The 20,038-nt window shown below is 60.1% G+C and carries 20 protein-coding genes and 1 pseudogene; 8 read left to right on the forward strand and 13 right to left on the reverse strand.

Features of this window, described 5'->3' with window-relative positions:
- Window positions 1-209: 209 nt before the first annotated feature.
- The 6 genes from DVS29_RS20520 to DVS29_RS20545 form a co-directional block, all read right to left on the reverse strand.
- A complete protein-coding gene (locus DVS29_RS20520; protein ID WP_118182324.1) occupies window positions 210-1,358 on the reverse strand; it encodes a DUF1501 domain-containing protein in 1,149 nt (382 codons plus the stop codon).
- 2 nt (window positions 1,359-1,360) lie between these two features.
- Window positions 1,361-2,899 carry a DUF1800 domain-containing protein gene (locus DVS29_RS20525; protein WP_118182325.1) on the reverse strand — a complete coding sequence of 513 codons (1,539 nt, stop codon included), beginning with the start codon at window positions 2,897-2,899 and terminating at the stop codon, window positions 1,361-1,363.
- A gap of 88 nt (window positions 2,900-2,987) precedes the next feature.
- Complete coding sequence (locus DVS29_RS20530; protein ID WP_118182326.1) at window positions 2,988-3,530, reverse strand: periplasmic heavy metal sensor; 543 nt, start codon at window positions 3,528-3,530, stop codon at window positions 2,988-2,990.
- Window positions 3,527-3,964 (reverse strand): hypothetical protein, encoded by a 438-nt coding sequence (locus tag DVS29_RS20535; RefSeq protein WP_118182327.1) that lies wholly within the window; start codon window positions 3,962-3,964, stop codon window positions 3,527-3,529. The genes DVS29_RS20530 and DVS29_RS20535 overlap by 4 nt, the downstream gene beginning before the upstream one ends.
- A gap of 32 nt (window positions 3,965-3,996) precedes the next feature.
- A complete protein-coding gene (locus DVS29_RS20540; protein WP_420816148.1) occupies window positions 3,997-4,737 on the reverse strand; it encodes an RNA polymerase sigma factor in 741 nt (246 codons plus the stop codon).
- A gap of 138 nt (window positions 4,738-4,875) precedes the next feature.
- Complete coding sequence (locus tag DVS29_RS20545; RefSeq protein WP_118182329.1) at window positions 4,876-5,169, reverse strand: YXWGXW repeat-containing protein; 294 nt, start codon at window positions 5,167-5,169, stop codon at window positions 4,876-4,878.
- Window positions 5,170-5,464: 295 nt separating this feature from the next.
- Between DVS29_RS20545 and DVS29_RS20550 the strand changes: the two genes are divergently transcribed.
- From DVS29_RS20550 to DVS29_RS37885, 3 genes and pseudogenes are all read left to right on the forward strand, one after another.
- Window positions 5,465-6,010: a hypothetical protein gene (locus tag DVS29_RS20550; protein WP_124800670.1), complete on the forward strand. Its 546-nt coding sequence runs from the start codon at window positions 5,465-5,467 to the stop codon at window positions 6,008-6,010.
- Between the two features lie 48 nt (window positions 6,011-6,058).
- Window positions 6,059-6,316, forward strand: coding sequence for a hypothetical protein (locus DVS29_RS20555; RefSeq protein ID WP_240655707.1), 258 nt, complete (start codon window positions 6,059-6,061; stop codon window positions 6,314-6,316).
- A gap of 222 nt (window positions 6,317-6,538) precedes the next feature.
- Window positions 6,539-6,727: pseudogene (locus DVS29_RS37885) on the forward strand (winged helix-turn-helix domain-containing protein); the annotation flags it as partial.
- 42 nt (window positions 6,728-6,769) lie between these two features.
- On the opposite strand, the gene DVS29_RS38255 reads toward DVS29_RS37885, so the two are convergent.
- The 3 genes from DVS29_RS38255 to DVS29_RS20570 form a co-directional block, all read right to left on the reverse strand.
- On the reverse strand, window positions 6,770-7,063 hold the full coding sequence (locus tag DVS29_RS38255) for an RES domain-containing protein (RefSeq protein WP_338069338.1): 294 nt from the start codon (window positions 7,061-7,063) through the stop codon (window positions 6,770-6,772).
- 20 nt (window positions 7,064-7,083) lie between these two features.
- On the reverse strand, window positions 7,084-7,260 hold the full coding sequence (locus DVS29_RS38260; protein WP_338069337.1) for an RES domain-containing protein: 177 nt from the start codon (window positions 7,258-7,260) through the stop codon (window positions 7,084-7,086).
- Window positions 7,261-7,338: 78 nt separating this feature from the next.
- On the reverse strand, window positions 7,339-8,892 hold the full coding sequence (locus tag DVS29_RS20570; protein WP_118182334.1) for a hypothetical protein: 1,554 nt from the start codon (window positions 8,890-8,892) through the stop codon (window positions 7,339-7,341).
- A gap of 294 nt (window positions 8,893-9,186) precedes the next feature.
- Between DVS29_RS20570 and DVS29_RS20575 the strand changes: the two genes are divergently transcribed.
- Window positions 9,187-10,263: an acyltransferase family protein gene (locus DVS29_RS20575; protein ID WP_164707956.1), complete on the forward strand. Its 1,077-nt coding sequence runs from the start codon at window positions 9,187-9,189 to the stop codon at window positions 10,261-10,263.
- A gap of 19 nt (window positions 10,264-10,282) precedes the next feature.
- On the opposite strand, the gene DVS29_RS20580 is transcribed toward DVS29_RS20575, so the two are convergent.
- Window positions 10,283-11,866, reverse strand: coding sequence for a hypothetical protein (locus DVS29_RS20580; protein WP_118182336.1), 1,584 nt, complete (start codon window positions 11,864-11,866; stop codon window positions 10,283-10,285).
- A gap of 177 nt (window positions 11,867-12,043) precedes the next feature.
- Window positions 12,044-14,254: a hypothetical protein gene (locus DVS29_RS20585; RefSeq protein WP_124800671.1), complete on the reverse strand. Its 2,211-nt coding sequence runs from the start codon at window positions 14,252-14,254 to the stop codon at window positions 12,044-12,046.
- 377 nt (window positions 14,255-14,631) lie between these two features.
- Between DVS29_RS20585 and DVS29_RS20590 the strand changes: the two genes are divergently transcribed.
- The 4 genes from DVS29_RS20590 to DVS29_RS20605 all read left to right on the forward strand — a co-directional run bounded on the left by DVS29_RS20590 (window position 14,632) and on the right by DVS29_RS20605 (window position 19,297).
- Complete coding sequence (locus DVS29_RS20590) at window positions 14,632-15,645, forward strand: acyltransferase family protein (RefSeq protein ID WP_118182338.1); 1,014 nt, start codon at window positions 14,632-14,634, stop codon at window positions 15,643-15,645.
- Between the two features lie 294 nt (window positions 15,646-15,939).
- Entirely contained in the window at window positions 15,940-17,049 is a 1,110-nt protein-coding gene (locus DVS29_RS20595; RefSeq protein WP_118182339.1) for an acyltransferase family protein, read from the forward strand.
- Window positions 17,050-17,323: 274 nt separating this feature from the next.
- The gene (gene wsfD, locus DVS29_RS20600) at window positions 17,324-18,850 is read left to right on the forward strand and encodes a glycan biosynthesis hexose transferase WsfD (RefSeq protein ID WP_118182340.1); all 1,527 of its coding nucleotides are present in this window, start codon (window positions 17,324-17,326) and stop codon (window positions 18,848-18,850) included.
- Between the two features lie 27 nt (window positions 18,851-18,877).
- Window positions 18,878-19,297 carry a GtrA family protein gene (locus DVS29_RS20605; RefSeq protein WP_118182341.1) on the forward strand — a complete coding sequence of 140 codons (420 nt, stop codon included), beginning with the start codon at window positions 18,878-18,880 and terminating at the stop codon, window positions 19,295-19,297.
- A gap of 316 nt (window positions 19,298-19,613) precedes the next feature.
- On the opposite strand, the gene DVS29_RS37890 is transcribed toward DVS29_RS20605, so the two are convergent.
- A complete protein-coding gene (locus DVS29_RS37890; protein WP_240655708.1) occupies window positions 19,614-19,823 on the reverse strand; it encodes an MbcA/ParS/Xre antitoxin family protein in 210 nt (69 codons plus the stop codon).
- Window positions 19,824-19,825: 2 nt separating this feature from the next.
- The gene (locus DVS29_RS37895; protein WP_240655709.1) at window positions 19,826-20,002 is read right to left on the reverse strand and encodes a hypothetical protein; all 177 of its coding nucleotides are present in this window, start codon (window positions 20,000-20,002) and stop codon (window positions 19,826-19,828) included.
- Window positions 20,003-20,038: the final 36 nt, after the last annotated feature.

Genomic DNA, 20,038 nt, shown 5'->3' on the forward strand with positions numbered 1-20,038 from the left:
GCCGACACACGCGGCGATCGCCGCACCGAGACGCCAACTGGTTCGCTGCTTTGCTTCCATCTTTGCTTTCATCTGAACGCTCCCTTCGTTGTGTTTATCAATCTGCATGACGGCGTACCCCAGACGAACCCAAGGCTAACCCGTGGCACGCCACCCGCTCCTGCACTCCGCAACCGTTCCTCTCTGCGCAAACGATCGCGTCATTCCCTTCATGTGCGCACGAGACCCGTCATCGGCTTCGGCGTGTTCGCCTCGGCGAAGAGCTGCGCGCTCGTGCGTTGCGGATCGAGCGCGAGGCTTTCGCTCGCGGCGCCCGCAATGAACGCATCCAGCGACGCGGTCGGCTTCAGGTCGCGGCCCTGGTACAGGTTCGACTGCCCGAGTCCCGGCCAGTCGGCGATCACGCGGCCGCCCTGCACCGAGCCGCCGAACAGCATTGCCACCGTGCCGGTGCCGTGATCGGTGCCACCCGTGCCGTTGACCGCCGCGGTGCGACCGAATTCCGTGGCAACCAGCACCGTCGTCTGGTTCCAGACGGGGCCGAGGTTGTCGCGCAACGCCGCGATCATCGTGTCGAGCGCCTTCAGCTGGTTGGCGAGTCGCGGCATCTGCCCGCTGTGCGTGTCCCAGCCGCCCGTCTCGATCATCGCAATACGCGGGCCATCGTTCTTCGCGAGGAAGCTCGCCGCGAGCTTGCCGACACTCGCGGGGTCCTGGCGCGCGCCGGCATCGCTCGCGAGCCCGCGCGCCGTCATCGCTTCCTGCCAGAGCGGGCGCAACTGTTTGTCGTCTTCGTAGAGCTGCGACACGCGCATCAACAGATCGTCCGGCGCCTGCGGCAATGCGGACGCTGCGTACGACGACACCTCCGCCTTGCCGCGCAAAGCCGCGGGAATGGTCGGCGCGAACGCGATCGCGTTGTCGCGGCTGGGCGGCAACAGCTGCGTCAGGCGATTCAGCCAGCCGTCCTTCACCTGGTACGGCGCGCTGCCGCCGGATTCGAGCACGTTCTGGCCATCGAAGTGCGAACGGTCGCGATATGGCGACGACACTGCGTGCAGGAAAAGCGCCTGCTTCGCGTCGTACAGCTTCGCCGTCTCGACGAGCGACGGATGCAGTGCGAACGTGCCGTCGAGCTTCGTTGCACCCGCCACGTCGACCGCGATCGGTCCGCGCAGCCGCGCATACGCTGGGTCCGCGTACGGCACGACGATGTGCAGCCCATCGGCCGCGCCGCGCTGGATCACGAACACGAAGCGGCGCTCGGTCTCGACGCTCGCGAACGCGATCTGCGGCGACACGAGGATCGCGCCTGCGCCGGCAGCGGCGAAGCGCATGAATCTGCGGCGTGAAAGCATGACTATCTCCGTTGGAAATCGGGCGACACGATCAGCAGCGCAAGCGCCGTGGTCGTGCTCTCGGCGCGCGACACGGCGGTCGCGGTCGGCGTGCTGAGACTGCCCGCGAACATCGAGCCGCCCAGCGTACGCGGATCGAGTCCTTCGCCCGAACGCGCGGCAAGGCGCGGCGCAACCTCGACGCGGCGCACGAGCGCATCGGGCGCGGCCCAGCTCGCGGCGATGTCGTCGTAACCGGCGGGCGAACCCGGCCGCCAGACCGGTTGACCCAGCTGCGTCAGCAGCGGCGCGCCCTGCATGCCGCCGAGATCGCGCCAGCCGAGCCCGCGCATCGCCGACACGGTCCACTCCCATGGCGTCTTGAACTTCACGTCGGCGGGCGCCCATGCTTCCGGCGCATCGATCAGCGCGCGGTACACTGTGGGCAGATCGCCGTTGCTCTTCGTGTACGCGGCAGCGAGACGATCGACCGCGGACTGCGGCGGGTTGTCCGCGATGAAGTGGCGCGCGAGCTTGGTCGCGAGATGGTTCGCGGTGGCGGGCGATGCCGCGAGGTCATGCAGCACCGCGCGCGCCTGGCCTTCGCCCGGCTCGTCGTACGTGCGGCCGAGTATCGTGCGCGCGCCGGGTTCGTGCAGGTTCGGACGGAACATGAAGGTGCCGGGCGGCCCCAGATCGGGACGCCGCCCCAGCGCATTCGCGATGCTCCAGCCGGTCATCGCGCGCGCGAATTCGGTCACGTCCTGCTGCGTGTAGCCGGTGCGCACGCCAAGCGTGTGCAGTTCCATGATCTCGCGCGCCAGGTTCTCGTTGAGGCCGCGCTTCACGTCGGGATTGCGCTCGGCCGCGCGGATCGCCGCCGTGCTGTCGGGGCCGACGGAGCGCGTCTGGTCGAGGAACAGCTGCATCGCCGGGTGCTGCTCCACCGCGACGAGCATGTCCTCGAAACGTCCGAGCACGTGCGGGCGGATCGCTTCCATTTCGAACGCGCCGGCGAAGGCCGCCACCGGCCCTTTGTCGACCGATACCGCGAAGTGATTCGCCCAGAAATGCACGAGACGCTCGACGAACGGCGCGGGCGTATCGAGCGCGCTGACGATGCGCGCATCCACCGCTTCGCGGTAGGTATCGCGCGCTTCGCGGCGCAGCATCATGTTGACGGCACGGCGCGCGTTCGCGACGGGGTCGCTCGCGGCGTTGTTGGCTGCGTTGTTCGCGGCATTCTGCGCGCCGGCTTGATTGCGCGGCATGACGGCGTTGTTGCCTGCGCCATTGCCCGCGCCGTTACCCGCATTGGCATTGAAACCACCCGCGTTCTGCGTCGCCTGCATGCGCTGCTGCGCGGCTTCCTGCGCGATCGCGGTACTCGTCTGCTGCGACGACCACGCGGCCGGCAGCGGCTGATAGCGGTCGAACTGCGCGACGAGCCAGGCGTGCGGATCGGCGGGCGGCTGATCGTCGGGGCGGGCGCCGAGACCGAAACGGTTCAGCGCGATCGCGGCCGGGTTCGCCCGGCCTGCATTACCAGTTTCGGTGGCCATGCGGATTCCTTCGTGCTTCGATGTCCTGTTCAACGGTCATCGCGGAGAAATCCGTCGCGCACTGCGGCGATTTTTGTTTCGGTATTTTTCAATCGCCGTCAGACGCGGCGCTCGCTGCCGTCGCCTGCGACGTCTGTTCCGCACCCGATGCCGGCTTCTTCGCGGTGCCGGGCAGACGCCACTGACCGTTCATCCGCAAACCTTCGGCGAAACGCGCACGCTCGTCGGGCGATAACGTGGCCGCGAAATCCGCGACCGCCTGCTCGACCCGCGTGCGCAACGCGACATCACCGGCGCGCGTGCGCGCGAGCGCCGCGTCAAGCGCCGCGCGATCGAACTGCCGCGCGGCGACGATATCGAGCACGTCCTCGCGCCCTGCCCGCGCTTCGCGCGCGTCCGCACGGCCTTCACGGCGCGCGCTCTTCAGCGCTTCGAAGAACTGCTTCTGCCGCTCCGGCGACAGGCTTTCGGCAGCGAAGCGCAGCGGCCGCCCAGGTGCGCGCGCCGCGGCTACCTCGCGTTTGCCGTGCGACGAAAACCACTGCACCGTGCCGCCCGCGAGCCCGCCCACCAGGAAGACGTTCAGGACCACCGACGCGACCAGTATCCATCGCGAAGCACCGCTACTCATTGGTCACTCCAGTCCGCGGAAGACCCGCCGAAGCTTGTGGTCAGATACGACGGATCGTGCAGCGACGTCCGGCTCGCGTCGGGCGCGCCCGACAGCACGAAGAACGATACGGCGAGCGCCCCCGTCAGGCCGCCGAGCAGCCCCACTCCCGCGAGTGCCGCGCCGGACCACCACGAGCGCGCGCGCGATGGCGCCAGCAGCGTGCGCCCGCGCGGCGCCGACGCGACGATGCGGCGATGCAGCGCGTCGCTCGCGGGCGCGACCTCGTAGCGGTCGAGCCAGTCGTCGATGCCGGCGGCGGCGTCGAGCAATGCATGCGCGTCGTCGCGATGCGCGTCGGCCCACGCGCGCGCAGCGTCGCGTTCGGCGTCCGGCCAGCGCTGCGCATTGGCGCCGTACGCGTCGACGATCGCGCGAAAGCGCGCTTCGCCCATCGGGGCATGCTGGGGAGTGTTCGGTTCAGATGTCATGATGCTTCCTTGCCCTCGCCGCGTTCGACGAGCAGCGCGCGAAGATTGCGCCGTGCCCGCGCGAGCAGGCTTTCGAGCGCGTCGACCGAAATGCCCATCAGCGCGGCCGCCTCGATGTTGGACAGTTCCTGGTAGTAGTTCAAGACCAGCGCCTCGCGCTGGCGCGCGGGCAACGACGAGAGCGCCGCGCGGATCTGCGCGTCGCGCGACTGCCGCTCCGCATGCTCGGCGGGCGTCGCGGCGTGGTCGGCGACATCGGGCGCGTCGTCGACGGGCGTCTCACGGTGCGCGCGCAACCGGTCGTAGCAGAGGTTCAGCGCGACCCGATGCAGCCAGGTGTCGAACTTCGCCTCGCCCGCCTTCCAGCGCGGCGCATGCGTCCAGATCCGCTCGAACGCTTCCTGCGCGACGTCCTCCGCTTCCATACGGTCTCCCAGCATGCGAGTGGCCAGCCGCAACAGGCGCGGCAGCTTGCGCGCAATCAGCGTGCGTACGGCAGCGGCGTCGCGCTGGCCGACCCGTTCGACGAGCTCGGCGTCCGGGTCGAGGCCGCCGTTGCGTCCGTCATTGCGTCCGCTGCTGTGACCTGTGTCGCGATCGCTCAAGGCGCGCTGCTCCGGCGCGGGCCCCGATGCGGCCGCGCGACAGCCCCTGCCGCCGGATACGCGGCGCAATACTGCTTCACGTGCCGGTGCTCCCTCTGAGATGACTACGTTCGTGTTCACTGCACGATCCATCCGGCCGGCCCCGACGCGCGTCGTTACGAACGACTGCGCGGCAAGGCGGCCGGCGCGCCGCTCAATATACGACGACAGCGTGGCGGACATAAACCTGCCGCGCCGTTTCGACGGCGCGGCCTGCAAGCGTGGCCGCGATCAGGCCCAATGCCCCGGCACCCAGCGCCAGTTCGGCCCACGCTGGACCCAGTGACCCGGAATCCAGCGGTAGCCCGGACGCACCGCCTGCCAGTGACCGCCGATCCACACGTAACGCCCGCCGCGCCACGCCCAGTGACCCGGATCCCAGACCGCGCCAGGGCGCGGCCCGGGCACGACTTCGACGCGTGGCGGTGGGGGCGGCGCAACGATGACGGCCTGAGCGAACGTCGCCGTTGCGGCGAGCGTCACGACGGCGGCTGTCACAGCCTTCGCGATGTAGATCGACTTCATGTAGACCTCCGATGCAAGCTGACAGGTTAGTAAAGCGGCTTCCTCGAGCCAGGAGCCGTGCGGCCTCTCCGCGCGGCGTTCTGTCTGCTTGAACGGTGCCAGCAGACGGAATCCGTCGCGAGAATTTTAAAATTTCATTTTTCCATGCTTGCGCTTTACGCAAGCTACCCCGAAACTGTTGCCTTTCCATGCGCGTTGGGACAGATCATCAGTCCCTGCCGATCGGGGAACGGTAGTACGCCGTGCATCGCTTCGCCGTCTGCGGTGCCTGAAAAACACTACAAAATCAATAACAATGAACCTGAGAGAACTGCCGATGCCCGACCCCATGGTCGGACACACGGGCATGCATGGCGCGGGCAATCGCGTCGCGCCGGAAACGGCGCGCATGCCGGGAGGGTGGCTGGCCAGCTACCCGCTTTTCAACGCAGCACTGCATCACGGCGAGACCGCCTTCCGCGTCGCGCCGGAGCAGGTGCGGCGGGCCATCCTGCAGCGCGTGCCGCGGCGCGACACCGCGCCGGACGAGATCACTGCGCGCCTGATGGATCTCGGCGTGTCGTTCGTCGAACTGTGTACGCGCACGGTCGACGAAGCGGTCCAGGCGTTCCTCGCAAGCGAAGGCGGCAACGCTTCCAGCGTACCGCGTCTCGACGAGCTCGCCGCGCAGATTCCGCACACCGTGACGCCGCTCGTCGCACGGCCGCCGTGCCTGTTGCGTCCCGGCCTCGGCATCTTTCTCGACGGCTGGATGCGCTTTTTCTCGTACCGCGCGCGCGGCGACACGACGATTCCGCTCGTCGCCGTCGATTGGCCCGCGCTGTACGAACGATTGAAATAAATCGCAGCCAATATGGTCCGTCAGCCTGATGAGAGACAGGACGCGACCATGCAGAACAGAACCGTACAACGACCCATGAACGCAAGGCACCCTGCGAGTTCATTCAAGAGCCCTTACTCGCCGCAGAACGTCGAAGCCGCGATCTCGCATCTCGAGCACGTGCTGAAAGCGGGGGGCGCAACGCATCTGTTCAACGGCGCGTACTGGCGCGCCCGCATCAGCCAGGCTTCGGCGACGCCCGGCCTCTTGCCCGCGCAGCGCAACCGGCTCGAGCGTCTGTTCGGCCTGGTTGCGGCGACTGCGTGACTCCGTGCGCCTTGGCGCCCCGGCGCTTTCTCACTGAGGTACCGGGTTCGTTCCGTGCTGCGTTCAGCCGGTCTCGTGCCGTACGATGGGACGTCTGGTCTGCAGCGAAGGCGCCAGTTTGAGCGCATGGAAGACGATCAGCGTGACGCTCGGGTAACCGGTCGTCATCGCGACGAAGCGCTCGATGAATTACAGCCTGTCGACGCAGAGAAAGAGCTATAGATGGGCAGAAGCGAACCTGGTTCGCCCGCGATGCTGCATGCGCGGCTCAAGTCGATGCGTGAGAGGGGCTGGATCGTCCGGGCCGACACCGAAGACACGTGTCGCAAGCAGATAGGGCTAATGTCCGCCGCGCTCAGGTACTTCGACCGGTTGGCCGACTGTCACGTCAAGGCTGCGAGGCGCGATTGAACACGGCCCGCTCCGGCATGGGTACCGGCAGCCCGGTTGCCATCATTCATCAGGTCTATTGCTGACCTGCCGGGAGAAGCACCGCATCAAGCAGGGTCCATCTGAAAAGCGGAAATCCATCGCGAAAGGCTCGTTTTCCACGACCCGGACCTTTTGCATGGCCCGATGACGCGTGTTCAGGACCAGATTGCTGTCTGCGTGACACACGACCGAAGGTACGCGCATGACAAACTGCTCCCCTCGCTCGAGCCATCCCTGCGTAATCCTGACGGTCGATACCGGATCCCGCTCCAACACGTGCCAGTCATCCAGTAGCTGTGGCTCATATGCCGACATAATCCACTCATCCGGAACGTCTATCGACACGAGATGCAGGTTGCACAGCGGAAGGAGTCCGGTCGCATGCACGCGACTTCCAGAACCGCTGTCGACGGGTTCGCGCACGTATAGAGCACAGGGAAGCCCTTCGGGTTCCAGCGCCCACCAGCGAGCGCAGCACCGCGGGTCGCCAGATTCCGTTTACGGTCAAACAATCTGACGATCGACCTATCGCTGCAACCTCGGGCGCTGATCGCAAAACGCGCATTGAAAGGACCGCCGAGGTCCGAACATCACATTGATTTTCGCTTGTAGATGAAAAATTCGTGATCTCCGCCGATCGAATATGAGAGTCCGTGCAAGGACAGATAATTACCGGTTCCGCTATCGATATGAAAACATTGTGTGTAGCCGCTCAGCAAATCTGGCATTTGCGACTCGACCAGCGGAATATCTCCGACGCGCAGCACGAGAAAATTCGGTCGCAACGCTTCCATCATCTTATAGCCATATTTTTTGTAAGCCTGAAACGCGACCTTTGAAGCCAGCCCCGGATTATCGTAGACGGTTCTGGTTCTCACCTCGCTGCCCACGTAGCCCAAGGGTTCGAGGTACACGGTATCGCCCGGCTTCATCATCTCGCGCAGGGCAATGCCAGTACGTTGGCGCACCCCATCTTCGATCGAGATTTGTTGCATCCTGTCCAAAGGCAAAGTAAATGGCAAATGAATTGCGTATGCGACAACCGACAGAGTCGACAGAATGATCGCACCACTTCTCGACATGCTGTTTAGCGCAGATATGCCGTAAGCAATTGTCAAAAAGGTAATCGCGATAAACGGTGGTGTATACCACATGAAGTACGGGTTCACGTGGCAGAGAACCATATAGGTCCAGAATCCCAACGCCGACAAACCAGCTGTCCAGATTGGCGACCTGTTCCAGATCGCGGCAAACAACCCAACAAGCGCGAGCAACACCATCACCGCGACCACGATTTTGAGCAACGCGTCCGGAAGAGGTGCAGTATTCACGAACCAAAATTCTCGAAAAGGTGCCACCTGCTTCCACATGTGATCTAAATAGCCGCCAGCTCCTGACAGACCAGGCGAGCCATTTGCGAAGCTTTTAACGGTTACCGTTTGAGGGACCGGTGTCCCGTAGTAGATCGTCGTAAATGCGACCCATGGGACGAGCAGGCCGAAAGTCGCAATTGCGATTTTGACAATCCGACCTCGAGTCTTCGTATCCCCGACAAATCGCACAAAATCGACGAGAAACGGAATCGCACAGACGGCCACGACCACGGCAAGCTCAAGTCGAGCCAGGATGGCCAATCCGCAAGACACGCCGAACGCCCATGCGTTTTGAGAGATGCTGAAGTAAACCAGCGCGATCCCCAAGGCGGTGGCCATCTGCGTTTCCATCCCGCTCATGCCAAAAAAGATCTGCAGATGGTCACACGCAAGATAGCTGAAACACGCGATCTGCCCGACACGGTTCACGTCGCATCGTTCGAAGATTTTCCCGGCCAGGACGATCGCGATAACCGACGACGCGAGACTGGCAAGGCGAATCACCGTGATCCCCTGCCTGGCCCACTCGCCCAAAGCCAGAACGATCACATCGAGCGGAGACGAGAAACTGTAGATGGGCGCCTCACCGACATGCTGAGTGAGCCCGAGGCCATCCCACATGTTCTGGACCGACGCCAGCGCGATCAGCGAGTCTTCCCACACCCTGCCGGTGTATGCCCAGAACGCGATCCGAAGCACAACGGCGATCAACGAAAAAAGAACCACAAGACCATTGGCCTCGAACTTACGGCTGCCCCAGCTGATATTCATGACTCGATTCGATTCGGTACGCGATTTGAAGATTCGCGGAATTTTGACACATGTGCACCCCGCTGAGGCATCGCCGGGTGTCGGGGAGGCATCCTTCCAGCCGTGGTTTCCGGACGTCAGCGATGGCTGGCGTCATGATCTATACCTGAAAAACAGTTCAGCGCAGGATTGTCCCCAGTCGCATGGCGACCGAAGGCCGAAAGTATTTCACTCGACCTTTCCATGCGGCGCCCGCCGCGTCATTGCGCGGTACTATATCGCCCGCGCACATTGCCATCGAACGCCGTCCCCACCATGAAAGCAAACGACAAGCTCAACTCCGTCCACTGCATGCGATTCGTCGCCGCGCTGGCTGTTGTCGTGCACCACGTTACTACCGGCCTCGGCAACCAGCACGTCCTCGTCGGCGCTGCCGGGGTGGATGTGTTCTTCGTCATTAGCGGCATCGTTATCGGGCTCGCGCTGATCAAACACGAAAGCGCCGGTCAATTCGCGACAAAGCGAATCATCCGTGTGCTGCCGATGTACTGGCTTGCCACGGCGGTATATGCATTTTTTCGCTATCACACGTGGGGCGAGCCCCAGCCCCTGGACCTGCTGTGGCGGTCCTTCCTGTTGATCCCTCACTTCGGATCGAACTGGCACGTCATCTACTTCCCTGCGTGGACATTGATGTACGAAATGCTGTTCTATGCCGTTGCCACCGCCGCGCTCATCGCTTATAGACAGCAGGCGTTCGTGGTCTGCATGGTCTTGTTCGGCGCGATTGGTCTGCTACGTATTCCGGTTCCAAGTTCACCAACTGACGCCATCTTTTCGACCGGAATCTGCCTCGAATTCTGCGCAGGGATGGCAATTGCGCAACTCGTCGCGCGCGGCAAACGGGTTCCGCCGACCGTCGGTGCGTTGTGCGTTATCGCCGGTATCGCATTGCTGTGGACCTACCAGTCCGCGGTGCTCATCATCCAGGAAGATCCGCACGCTTTCCACCTTGCCCGACCGCTCGAACTAGGCGTTGGCGCAACGCTGCTGCTACTCGGAGCGCTGTCCTTCGAACGCGCGCGCATCTTCGAGAATCGCTGGCTGCAACTTGGCGGCGCAGCCAGCTACAGCATTTACCTGACTCACATCATCACGCTCGACTTCACAGGCGTTCACCTTGACCAATGGGGAATGCCGGCAAAAGCTCATCCGGTTTTCATGTCATGCGTGCTAATCGTGGAGTCTCTGGCGGTTGGTGTAGCTATCCACAAACTGATTGAAGTTCCGGTGCTCGACTGGCTCAAGCGGGCCTGCTTGCCGAGCCGCAGAAACGATGAACCGCACGTTAGCGTGAGCCTGTCCGCCGGGCCCGCCAAACCGTCGCAGTAACGCTTCGTCGGGCCGCTCGCTACAGCTTCTTCGCAAGCTCGATATAGTCCGCGGCGTAAGGCCCAAGGAGTTCATGGTTGAACCCGCTTCCATGAGCTGCATCCGAGGCGGCCCACTTCAGCAGGTCCTGTGCCCGAGTTGGACTCTTTGCGGGAAAGGCATCCTGCAGGTCGCCACGAACGAGGTATTCGTCCCACAGGGTCGAGAGCGCCTTCCTGTGATGGTCGTCTCCCGCTGCAAGACGCTCCCATTCGTCAGGCATTGCCGCTACCTTCTTATCTCGCTCCAGGTGCGACATCTGGGCACAAAGCCGGGGCTGATATTTCTGAAACGCATCGAACAGTATCGGATGCGATTCGAGACCGTCCACATGCCGCTTGAGAAAATCCGACCCGCCAGCGCATTCCGCCGCCACTGCGATCATCGAATCCTTCTTGATGTCCGCCGACCGCACATATCCCAAGGGAATCGACGTAAACGTTGGCGCAATGCCAACGACGAGGAGCACCAGCGCGAATGCCGGCTTTCTGCGATCCAGCAACCCGACTCCGTACAGTCCAAGGCCAACAAAGAACGGCATCAGCATCGGCGCTGCGTGAAACTGCGACAGCGCCCAATCGATGCCCAGGTCCGCCCGTCCGACAGAAAACGCACCCGCCCAGAGCAACGCGGTGCTCGTCAGCACGAGTGCAACACGCGAAACGCTCGTAGCGAAGCGTGCTCGCGCTGCGTACACGGTACCAACCATCCAGCACAGGAGCGACACTAGTCCGGCCCAGAGCGCGAACTTCTCACTCCTCACACCAAAACCGCTTCCCAGCAGTTGGATCAGATACGTCACACGCTGCATGACTCTTGGAATCACGCCGTGAGCGGGTTGAACGACTGCCGGATGATCGTGAGTGACTCGAGTTATCAGCCATGCCGCCGCAAGAAAGAGCACGACGTGCAAAACGATAATCGCGGTACCAGCACGCTTTTTCGACGTGTCTGCGCCGAGGTTCACCGCGCAGAAAATGTGGATCGCCGACGCCACCCAAAGGAATGCTCCTTGAGCTTCGCTGCCCGTTGCGAGCACACACAGGACGAATACCACCGGGTACGCACGCAGCGCGTATCGCTCGATCAGAAAGCAGTTGATCGCCAGCAACGCCAGATCGATGTACAACCAGATCTGGAATTCCCACAGCAGATAGCTCGCCTGCGCCGCATTCGACAGGCCGATCGCAATCACGAAAGGCAGAATCGCGCCAGCGATCCTGTCGCGTCCTGAAGATTGCGTAGTCACGTACAGATATACGACCGTGACGGCCAGGAGCACTGCGTTGAAAACAATGAACGCCTTGATCTTGAAGCCTGAGAGCAGCAGGATCGCGACACCGAAAGCGTAATGAAATGCGACGAGGTGCTCGTTGTTTCTGATGGGGATAAAGCTCAGCAACGTCATCTTCCCGTCCCTGAACAGGTCGAGAAGTAGAAAATAGACGAACGAATCTCGATATGGCCAGGACGGGCCATAGAGCGAGACCCAGATCGCCAGCAGTCCGGACAGGCACCCAAGACTGATCAGGAACGGGATCAGGTGAGGCTTTTTGCCAAGCATGAGAAGTGCGCCACAGAATTTTCGGTGGGCAATGATCCCATATTTCGTTGGTGTTGGGACACGCGTATGCCACGCCCTACGACGTGGCTGCGCATGTTGAATATGCATGAGCAGCGTGCACGGCAAAGCGGACCTTCGTAACGGATCCCGGCAGGAAAGATTTGGTGCGATTCTCACTCAACTGTAGAACGAGCCAGACGCAAACGCGTTCCAGAGTTGAGCGGCACCGAAATACCAGACAAAGGCGAGATTGAGGACCTGTGCAAGCACTCCCAATGACAGCGCCAATTTGTTTCCCCGGCACGATAGGAGCATGACCGTCAACAGGCACAAAATGATCCCATACGGCAGTTGGAGCACGATTGCCTCCATCCCGCAAAGGAGCACAACCAGCAGCAGACTCACGATACAGCTTAGCCCCATGAGCAAGAGCCCACGATCTATCGACTCGTCCGCGCTACCAGCCTGATTCGGTCGTGTCCGCCGCCCGACCATACTCATGACGAACGCCAGGAGCATACCGGGTCCCATCGCTGGCAGAAGGCTAAAGAATTCCCGCGCACGGATCGCCGGGAGCGACCATTGAGAGCCATTGTCCCGCGCGATCACGCTACGTGTTGTCCAGATCAGGTCTCTCAGATCAAGAATTTTTTCCCGCAGGAACGACTCCACGGTAAACGCGCGGAAATGGGCAATGACCGCCTGCCAGATCTGTGCCTTGGACATTCCAAACCGGCCGTCACCTGTCAATAGATATGTCAATGGGAAACTGGATTTCGGTTCTATCGCTTCCACCCATTGAAGCAGGCAGACAGAAAGGACCACCGTGAGTCCCAGCCGTATGGGCGCGCCCGAAAATGCCTTCAATACAAGGTCCAGTTTGAGGTCGCCGGCTAACAGCCCGAACACCAGATAACACATCGGCACGCAAATCGTCAGCAGCGACGCCGAATGATTGAGCACGCCGAAAACGAAAATGAGCAAAGCAACGCACATCGATCTCGGGTTTCCGGTCTGCACCGAGAAGTGAAACCACAGTATGGCGATCAACGCGAGAAGGCCCGCACTGAGCTTCGGCCACGCGTATGCCGAATTGAACATGATGAATGGCGTACAGACGAGCATGACGCCAACGAGGATGGAACGAACGTTGGACTTCATGTACTTCGACAGAAAAACCATTCCCGCGGGCACCGCCAGACCCTGCAGCACACTTGCGAAAAGTGCTTGCGCGTAGATACCGACCGGCCATTCCAGCATCGGTTGACGGAGCCATGGCAATCCGAATAACGCGAAGAGCGTGCCGGGTTGAACGATACCTCGATCTGATATTGACCAGGTGGCCAGCGGGTAAGGATGAATGGCTCCGACGTAGATGATCGATCGGACTTCCTGCATGGACAGGATGTTGTCGGTCGTCCACGAGGCGGGAAAGAAAGCGTACGCAGAGAACCAGTACCCACCACCTGTACCGATCACAACGTACGGCAGTACAAGGACCGTGCAGAGCACCAGCAAGCCCAGGACAAATCGTCGAACGTCTTCCTCGTGGCAATCGGCGACAGGGTGGCGCCGTTGTGTCGCCCAGTACAGTGCCGCTGGTGTACCGAGGAACACCCAGGCGGTCAGTTGCAGCACGAAGGGATTTGCGCCCGAATACCAGACAAGCATGAACGCCATGTATCCGAACACGGACGGATACCCTGCTGCCAAAGTCAGGCGCGATCCCCATCCGAAATTCGGCAGCGCGATAAATGGCACCGATACGAGAACGCACAGCACAAACGCGAGCATCGCTGCCACCACTACGCCAACCGTGCCACTCATGAAGTATTGAAGGGCCGATATCTTGAGCGGTGTCCCGATTCCTACGTGGAGGGTGTCGGCTTTTGAAACTGCGATAACCTTCACCGGTCCATCGCACCATCCATCCCGAATCCTTACCGTCGACATGAACCACTCTTCTGACTGCCCTTTCAAAAGATCGATCGTATCGCCGGTCCGAATGCACTCGATCTCCACGATCGACTTCTGCCTGTACAGGTTCCTCTGGTTGGTGTCGGAGCCTTTGACGGGAACGCCAAGATAGCGCGTCGGCATGAACGGAGCCGTTTCGAGACGGCCAGCGGATGCCGGGAACGTTCCGTCAGGCATGCGCCTGATATTTTCCTTGACTGACACTTCATCCAGAACTGCCTTTGGCATGAAGGTCATCTTGTAGTCGGGTGTGTAGGTCAGGAACGCGTCCCTGGAGAACTGCGCATCGCCAGTCAGCAACGGCGTTATCTGGCCGCGCGCCTGGAGAACAAAGAGCGCTCCTATCGCGACAAGCACGAATGCGGATAGGAACAGGATCGGAAATACGTTTGAACTGCGGGCAGTGCGCACGATCAGAGCGGGTCGGAATATGGGATCGGCCGCTATGATAGCGCGCGATCGAGTCTTCGCCTGTCGCGACCGATTGTGCCTCGACTAATCGACATCACCGAATCCCCGGCAGGCCAAGAGTCGATGCGAACTCTGCGCGACGGGATACCCATTCACAAGATGCGTGGCCTGCCCCGTCGCATCGACGATAGACGCCAGCCAGGGCTTCGAATATCAATTTCGCGCATCTCCACCACGCATCGGCTGGACCCGTTTCAAATTTCTCAAACGCCATCTGACACGACAACCGGGTGTTCATGTCGACCTGCCGACGCCAGATTGGAAAGACACGGTAAGATATCTTCATTACATTATTGCTCGAGCGGCCGGGCTGAAAAATGGTGGGAGACAAAAAGCTGTACTCGATTCACTTTCTGCGATTCTTTGCATCGCTCGCTGTGGTCGCGCACCATGTAGTTTCACGATACGAACCGCGATTGATGGTTGGAGCTGCGGGAGTCGACATCTTCTTCGTGATCAGCGGACTTGTGATCGGCATGGCAATGCTTTCCGACGAGAGCGCCGGCGCGTTTGCGACCCGCCGGTTGATCAGGATCTACCCCATTTATTGGATTGCCACATTAGCGTACGTCCTGTTTCGGATGTGGATATGGGCTGAGCATCCGTCCGCCGAAGAGCTTGCAGGATCGCTGGTGATTCTGCCCGTCTACGGGGCCTCATGGCATCCGATCTATTGGCCAGCGTGGACGCTCGAGTACGAGGTTTCCTTTTACGCGCTTGCTGCTTTGCTGATGGTCACATTTCGATCGAAAGCATTTGTCGCCTGCTTCGTTTCGCTGGTTGCGATTTCTCTCTTGCGCATACCCATTCCTGATACCCAGCCGATGCAGTACTTTGTTCTCGATCGGTTTATCGAGTTTGCCGTGGGTCTGATGATTTCTTACTTCATCATCCAGAAATACCTCATCAACAAAGCCATTGGCGCTGTCCTGGTAGCGACCGCACTAATTATCTTTTATTTGACGCGCAGCCCCGGTCTGGGTCCTGCAATTCCCTGGAAGTACCCGGCATCGATGCTCGTGATCGGTCTACTGGCCTTTGAGGGATCATCGTTTTTCCGTAACACACTGTTCAAGCTCGGGGGCGACGCAAGCTATTCGATCTACCTCTTTCACGTCCTCGCCATAGAGCTTGTTTTCAACGTGAGCTACAAATTTGGATTGGATGCAAACGCATTCCGGCCGCTCGCAGCGACGACCTATTCGGCGTTCTGCGTAGTGTTTGCCCTGATCATCGGAATGGTCGCTCACCTATGCATCGAGCGGCCGATTCTTCGGATTTTGCGCAGACGTTTGCTCCCCCACGGCCACCTCAAACATCGATTGACTTGATTCCGTCGTGGTGGTGCCTTCAGATTAACCAGAGACGCCGTTGGCGTGCCTGAGTCGCGTCTGCGTTCCTTAGGCGCGTCGCCGCGGAGCCGCCATCCAGACTCCAAGAATCAGCGTTGCGACTTCGACTCTAAGGCGATGAACTACACCTCCGTTATCCCGACCGCTTAAAGGGTCACAGGCAACCGCGCGGCGCGGCAAATTGATCGTTTGGAGCAATGCCTCCGGTGATAGAATTCGCGCTTCACGAGAGCCAGAAATTGTTGATCTGGCTGGACACACCGGACCGAACACATGGCCAGCGAACCAGAACACAAACTTGCAAACCTCGAAATCTTGCGGTTCCTATGCTCGTTCTCCGTTCTGATTTTTCACTATCCAGTTCTGACATACGTAGGAAACCATTATGGCAATCCGCCACATAGCGAACTTCCTTTTGAGTGCATCCTGAGCCCCTTTTTCGATCGGGGATTTCTTGCGGTTCAGTACTTCTGGTGCATCAGCGGCTTCATATTTTTCTGGAAGTATCAGAACACCCTCCGCAGTCAGCTAACCGGCAGGGAGTTCTTTGCACTGCGGTTGTCGAGGCTTTATCCGCTACACATCGCCACGCTTTTGTACATTGCGTTGATGCAACTGTCGTATCGGTCCATGATCGGCAGCGATTTCGTGTATGTGAACAACACCCCTTTCACGTTCTTTCTTCATCTGTTGATGCTGGGAAATCTTCAGCACCCCTTCAACGATTCGTTCAACGGGGTGACGTGGAGCGTCTCCGTCGAAGTATTTGCCTATATCTCGTTTTTCGTGGTCTGCAGGTATTTCCGCCAGTCAGGGGCCATGGCATTGCTTATCGCGTTCGTGTGCTCGATCGCATTCGTTCGCTTCCGGCCTGACAACAACTTCCTCCAATGCTTTGCGCTTTTCTATCTCGGCGGATGCGCGTGCATCGTTCATCGATGGATCGTCCGATACCGTCTCGCGCTCTTCGCGGCCATCGCTCTGTTCGCGTACTACGGCGTGCTGACCTGGTGTCGTTCGTTCTGGCCGGACAACGGCTATTTCAGGATGGTGATCTGCATCCCGCCAGTGGTGCTCGCTTTCGCGTGTGTGCCGATCCCTCGATTGCCGTTGATCAAATGGGTACAGCGCGCCGGCGAGCTTACCTACTCGGTGTACATGCTGCACTTCCCGATCATCCTGACAGCGGTCACCGTTGCCGCGGCCTTTGGCATGCGCCTGGACTACCGATCAAAGTGGCTATTCATCGCGTTCGTTCTTACGGTGTTCGGAACGGCCACACTTTGCTACCGCTACTTCGAAAAACCCGCTCAACGAGCGCTGCGGCGGCTGATGCTCAAGGCGCCGGCCGTTAGTCCAAAGACGGCAGCAACGACTGAATGAGCGTCAACTGCCAGTCAAATAAATAGTTGTGGACCATTACATCGTCCACATCAGGCAACGAAATGTTTCCAGCCTTCTCCGGCACGCGTGACTAGTAGCCCGAGCTACGTCTCGGGCTGAGTTCGGCGCTCGCCTCTGCAATACAAGCGTGCTTAGGGTCGAATCCACACGAAGCATTTCTAGCGTTCTGACCAAACAGTTCAATCATTTGCCGCCATCAGCAAGAAAGACACGGTAAGATACTAGACTTACAACTACAGCCAGGCGGCCTTTCATGCTTGGCAAGGCCATAAGACGGCTGGAGAGAATGGCTTTTCCGCAATCTGGCAACCGAGAGACATCGGTTCGCCTGCATCAACTTTTTATCGTTGTTTTCCTGCTGCTCACCTTCGCGAAAATGGCGTCAATAGTTGGCGCTTCCCCGCTCATCGCGTATCCGAACAACTACGATTTCCTTCGCGTCGAAAGCTGCGTCGGCCTGTGGCCTGACACGGGTTCCCACAAACTGGACCCGCACTGGGACGGCCCGGTCAACAACCTGATCTACGATCGGGACTACCACCGCGATCTCTGTCTCGTCTCGATCGACGATCTTTTCCCATATATCGCGACGAAACTGCACGCGTATGGCGCACACATTGACTATCGATGGATCGGATCGATACGGGCACTCGCGACGTTCGCGACAATCGCGCTGCTGCTTGCAGCTGCCGAGGCGTGGTGGCAACGAGTCATGCTTACCGTGTCCTTCGCGTTGATGTTCGGAGACTTCGCCTACCTCGCGTTCTTCAATACGCTCTACAACGAATTTACAGTCATCTTCGGTACCTTTATCTGCGCATCGTCGCTGTGGTTGATGTGGACCATCCGCCGCAAGCCAACTCGGGTCCTGGTGAGCGTCGCGCTGTCCGGTCTCATCTTCCTTGGGTTGAGCAAACAGCAATACGTGCCGCTGGCCGCGGCATTTGGACTTGCCGTCGGCCTTCTGATGTTCAGGCGCTGGCGTTCATACGTCGGCATCGTGTTTGCTGTAGTGGGTGTCGCAGCTCCGATTGCTTTCTCGGCGTTGAACCCGACCAATGCCGGTCTGGCTCACAACATCAAGCTCGCAAACAACATGGACACGTATCTCGGCGAAGTACTGCGTTTCGCTCACAGACCTCACCGAGCCGTCAAGGCACTCCACCTGCCGGATGAATGCGTGAAAGGAATTGGCGGCACCTTTTATACGCCCGGATTCAGCGAGAACTTCCCTTGCCCCGGCATTTTCGCGACCAGCCGCCTTCGGTTACTACCTCTTTTCATCAAACAGCCGGCAACGTTCTTTGGACCGTTGACGAACGGGATACGAATGGCGCGTCCCTTCCTTCCGGACCGCTACAGGTATTTCGAAGATCCGTCCTCGAAAAACTCAATTGGCTACCGGTTCACGGTGGCGTTGTCCGCCTCGACATGGGTTAATGCGCTACGAGACGGTCCGTACTGGGCGCTGATGGTCTGCTCTCTGATTGCGAGTGTGCCGGCAGCGCTCTGGGCAGCTCGACGGCTTGTGTCCAACAGATTCAACGGCACGGGATGTGACGCCATGTTCGCGATAGGAAGTTGTCTGATTCTCTATTCACTGGCATCTGCGGTATTCGGTGACGGTAGCTCCGAGACCGCAAAGCACGGACTCGTCTGGCTGTGGGGATTCTGCATCGAGGCGTTGGCGATGCTCACCTTCATCGCGGAGATTCTGAGAAAGGCGAAGGCGAACCCAAGATGCCTAAGTCTTCTCGATACCGACCAGCAAGGACGCTGATCTTGTTCCGGAAGCCATGAGGCCCAGATGACCATAGCCATTTTGTATGCCCTGTTTGCCTGCCTGTCCACGGCGTCGAATATCGCTGTTCAGGCTATCGCAGTACGCGCCTACCCCGGCCCTTATTCGATCCCTCTCTCGGTTGCATGCGGGACCGCGGTGGGGCTCGTGGTCAAATACGCCCTTGATAAGCGCTGGATATTCCGTTGGAAGGCAAAGAACGTGCAGCATGATGCCGGCACGTTCCTGCTGTACACGTCGACCGGTGTCTTCACCACCGCGATTTTCTGGGGCAGCGAATTCCTGTTCCAGCATCACTTTCACACCGAGGCCATGCGGTACGTCGGAGCAGTAGTCGGCCTTGCAATCGGTTATGTCACAAAGTACCGGATGGACAAGGCCTTCGTATTCGCAGCCGAGCGTGCATCGGAGCGCAGCCACAACTAGCCGTCGAACCCCGACCTGCATATCACCGGCTTTCGCATCTCAAGGACGTAGAAAGCACGCCGATAACCTGAATGACGAACATTACGCGCTCGCACAGGCGAGCACGTGAACACAAGAAATCAGGGGTTCGGCATGGTCAGAAAGTGGCTGTTCGGTGCGATGCTCGCGGTGGCATCGAGCGTAGCGTTGACCGGCAACTGGGTGTTCGTCGGCAATGCCGAGACACAAGACTATTACGTAGACACGACCTCAGTTCTGCGGGATGGCAACACTGCCCGAATCTGGGCGGACCTGTCCTTGGCCAGCCGGAATACCCTCATACGGGAATACCGTACGCGATTCGCGTCAGGATCTCCCTGACTCGATCGTAGCCGCTTTGCGTGTCCAGCATATCGATCGGACGCTCTGCGCGTAGCTCGGCGTGGGGATGTTTCATCCACTCTGCCGCCAACCTGCCATCCTCGAATACGTCGTTTGCGTGCGCATGGATCAGCAAAGCCCGGGCTGCCCGGTCAGCCTCGCTCAAGTTCAGTCGTTCCCCTGCGCGATCTTCCGGTTGATAGTACTGGCAGGAAGACGAAGACTCGCCAGTAATTGCTGCACAGGGATGTCGAGCCACTCGCGCGCGATCCGCTGCACCATGATCGCGTCCATTCCGTCACGGATGATCCGGGACTGCTCTATCGGGTCCAGTCCGACAAACAAGGCAAGATCATTCTCCTGCGCGCCGCATCCGTTCGC

This window comes from Paraburkholderia phosphatilytica, from assembly GCF_003443895.1.
Lineage (GTDB): Bacteria > Pseudomonadota > Gammaproteobacteria > Burkholderiales > Burkholderiaceae > Paraburkholderia > Paraburkholderia phosphatilytica.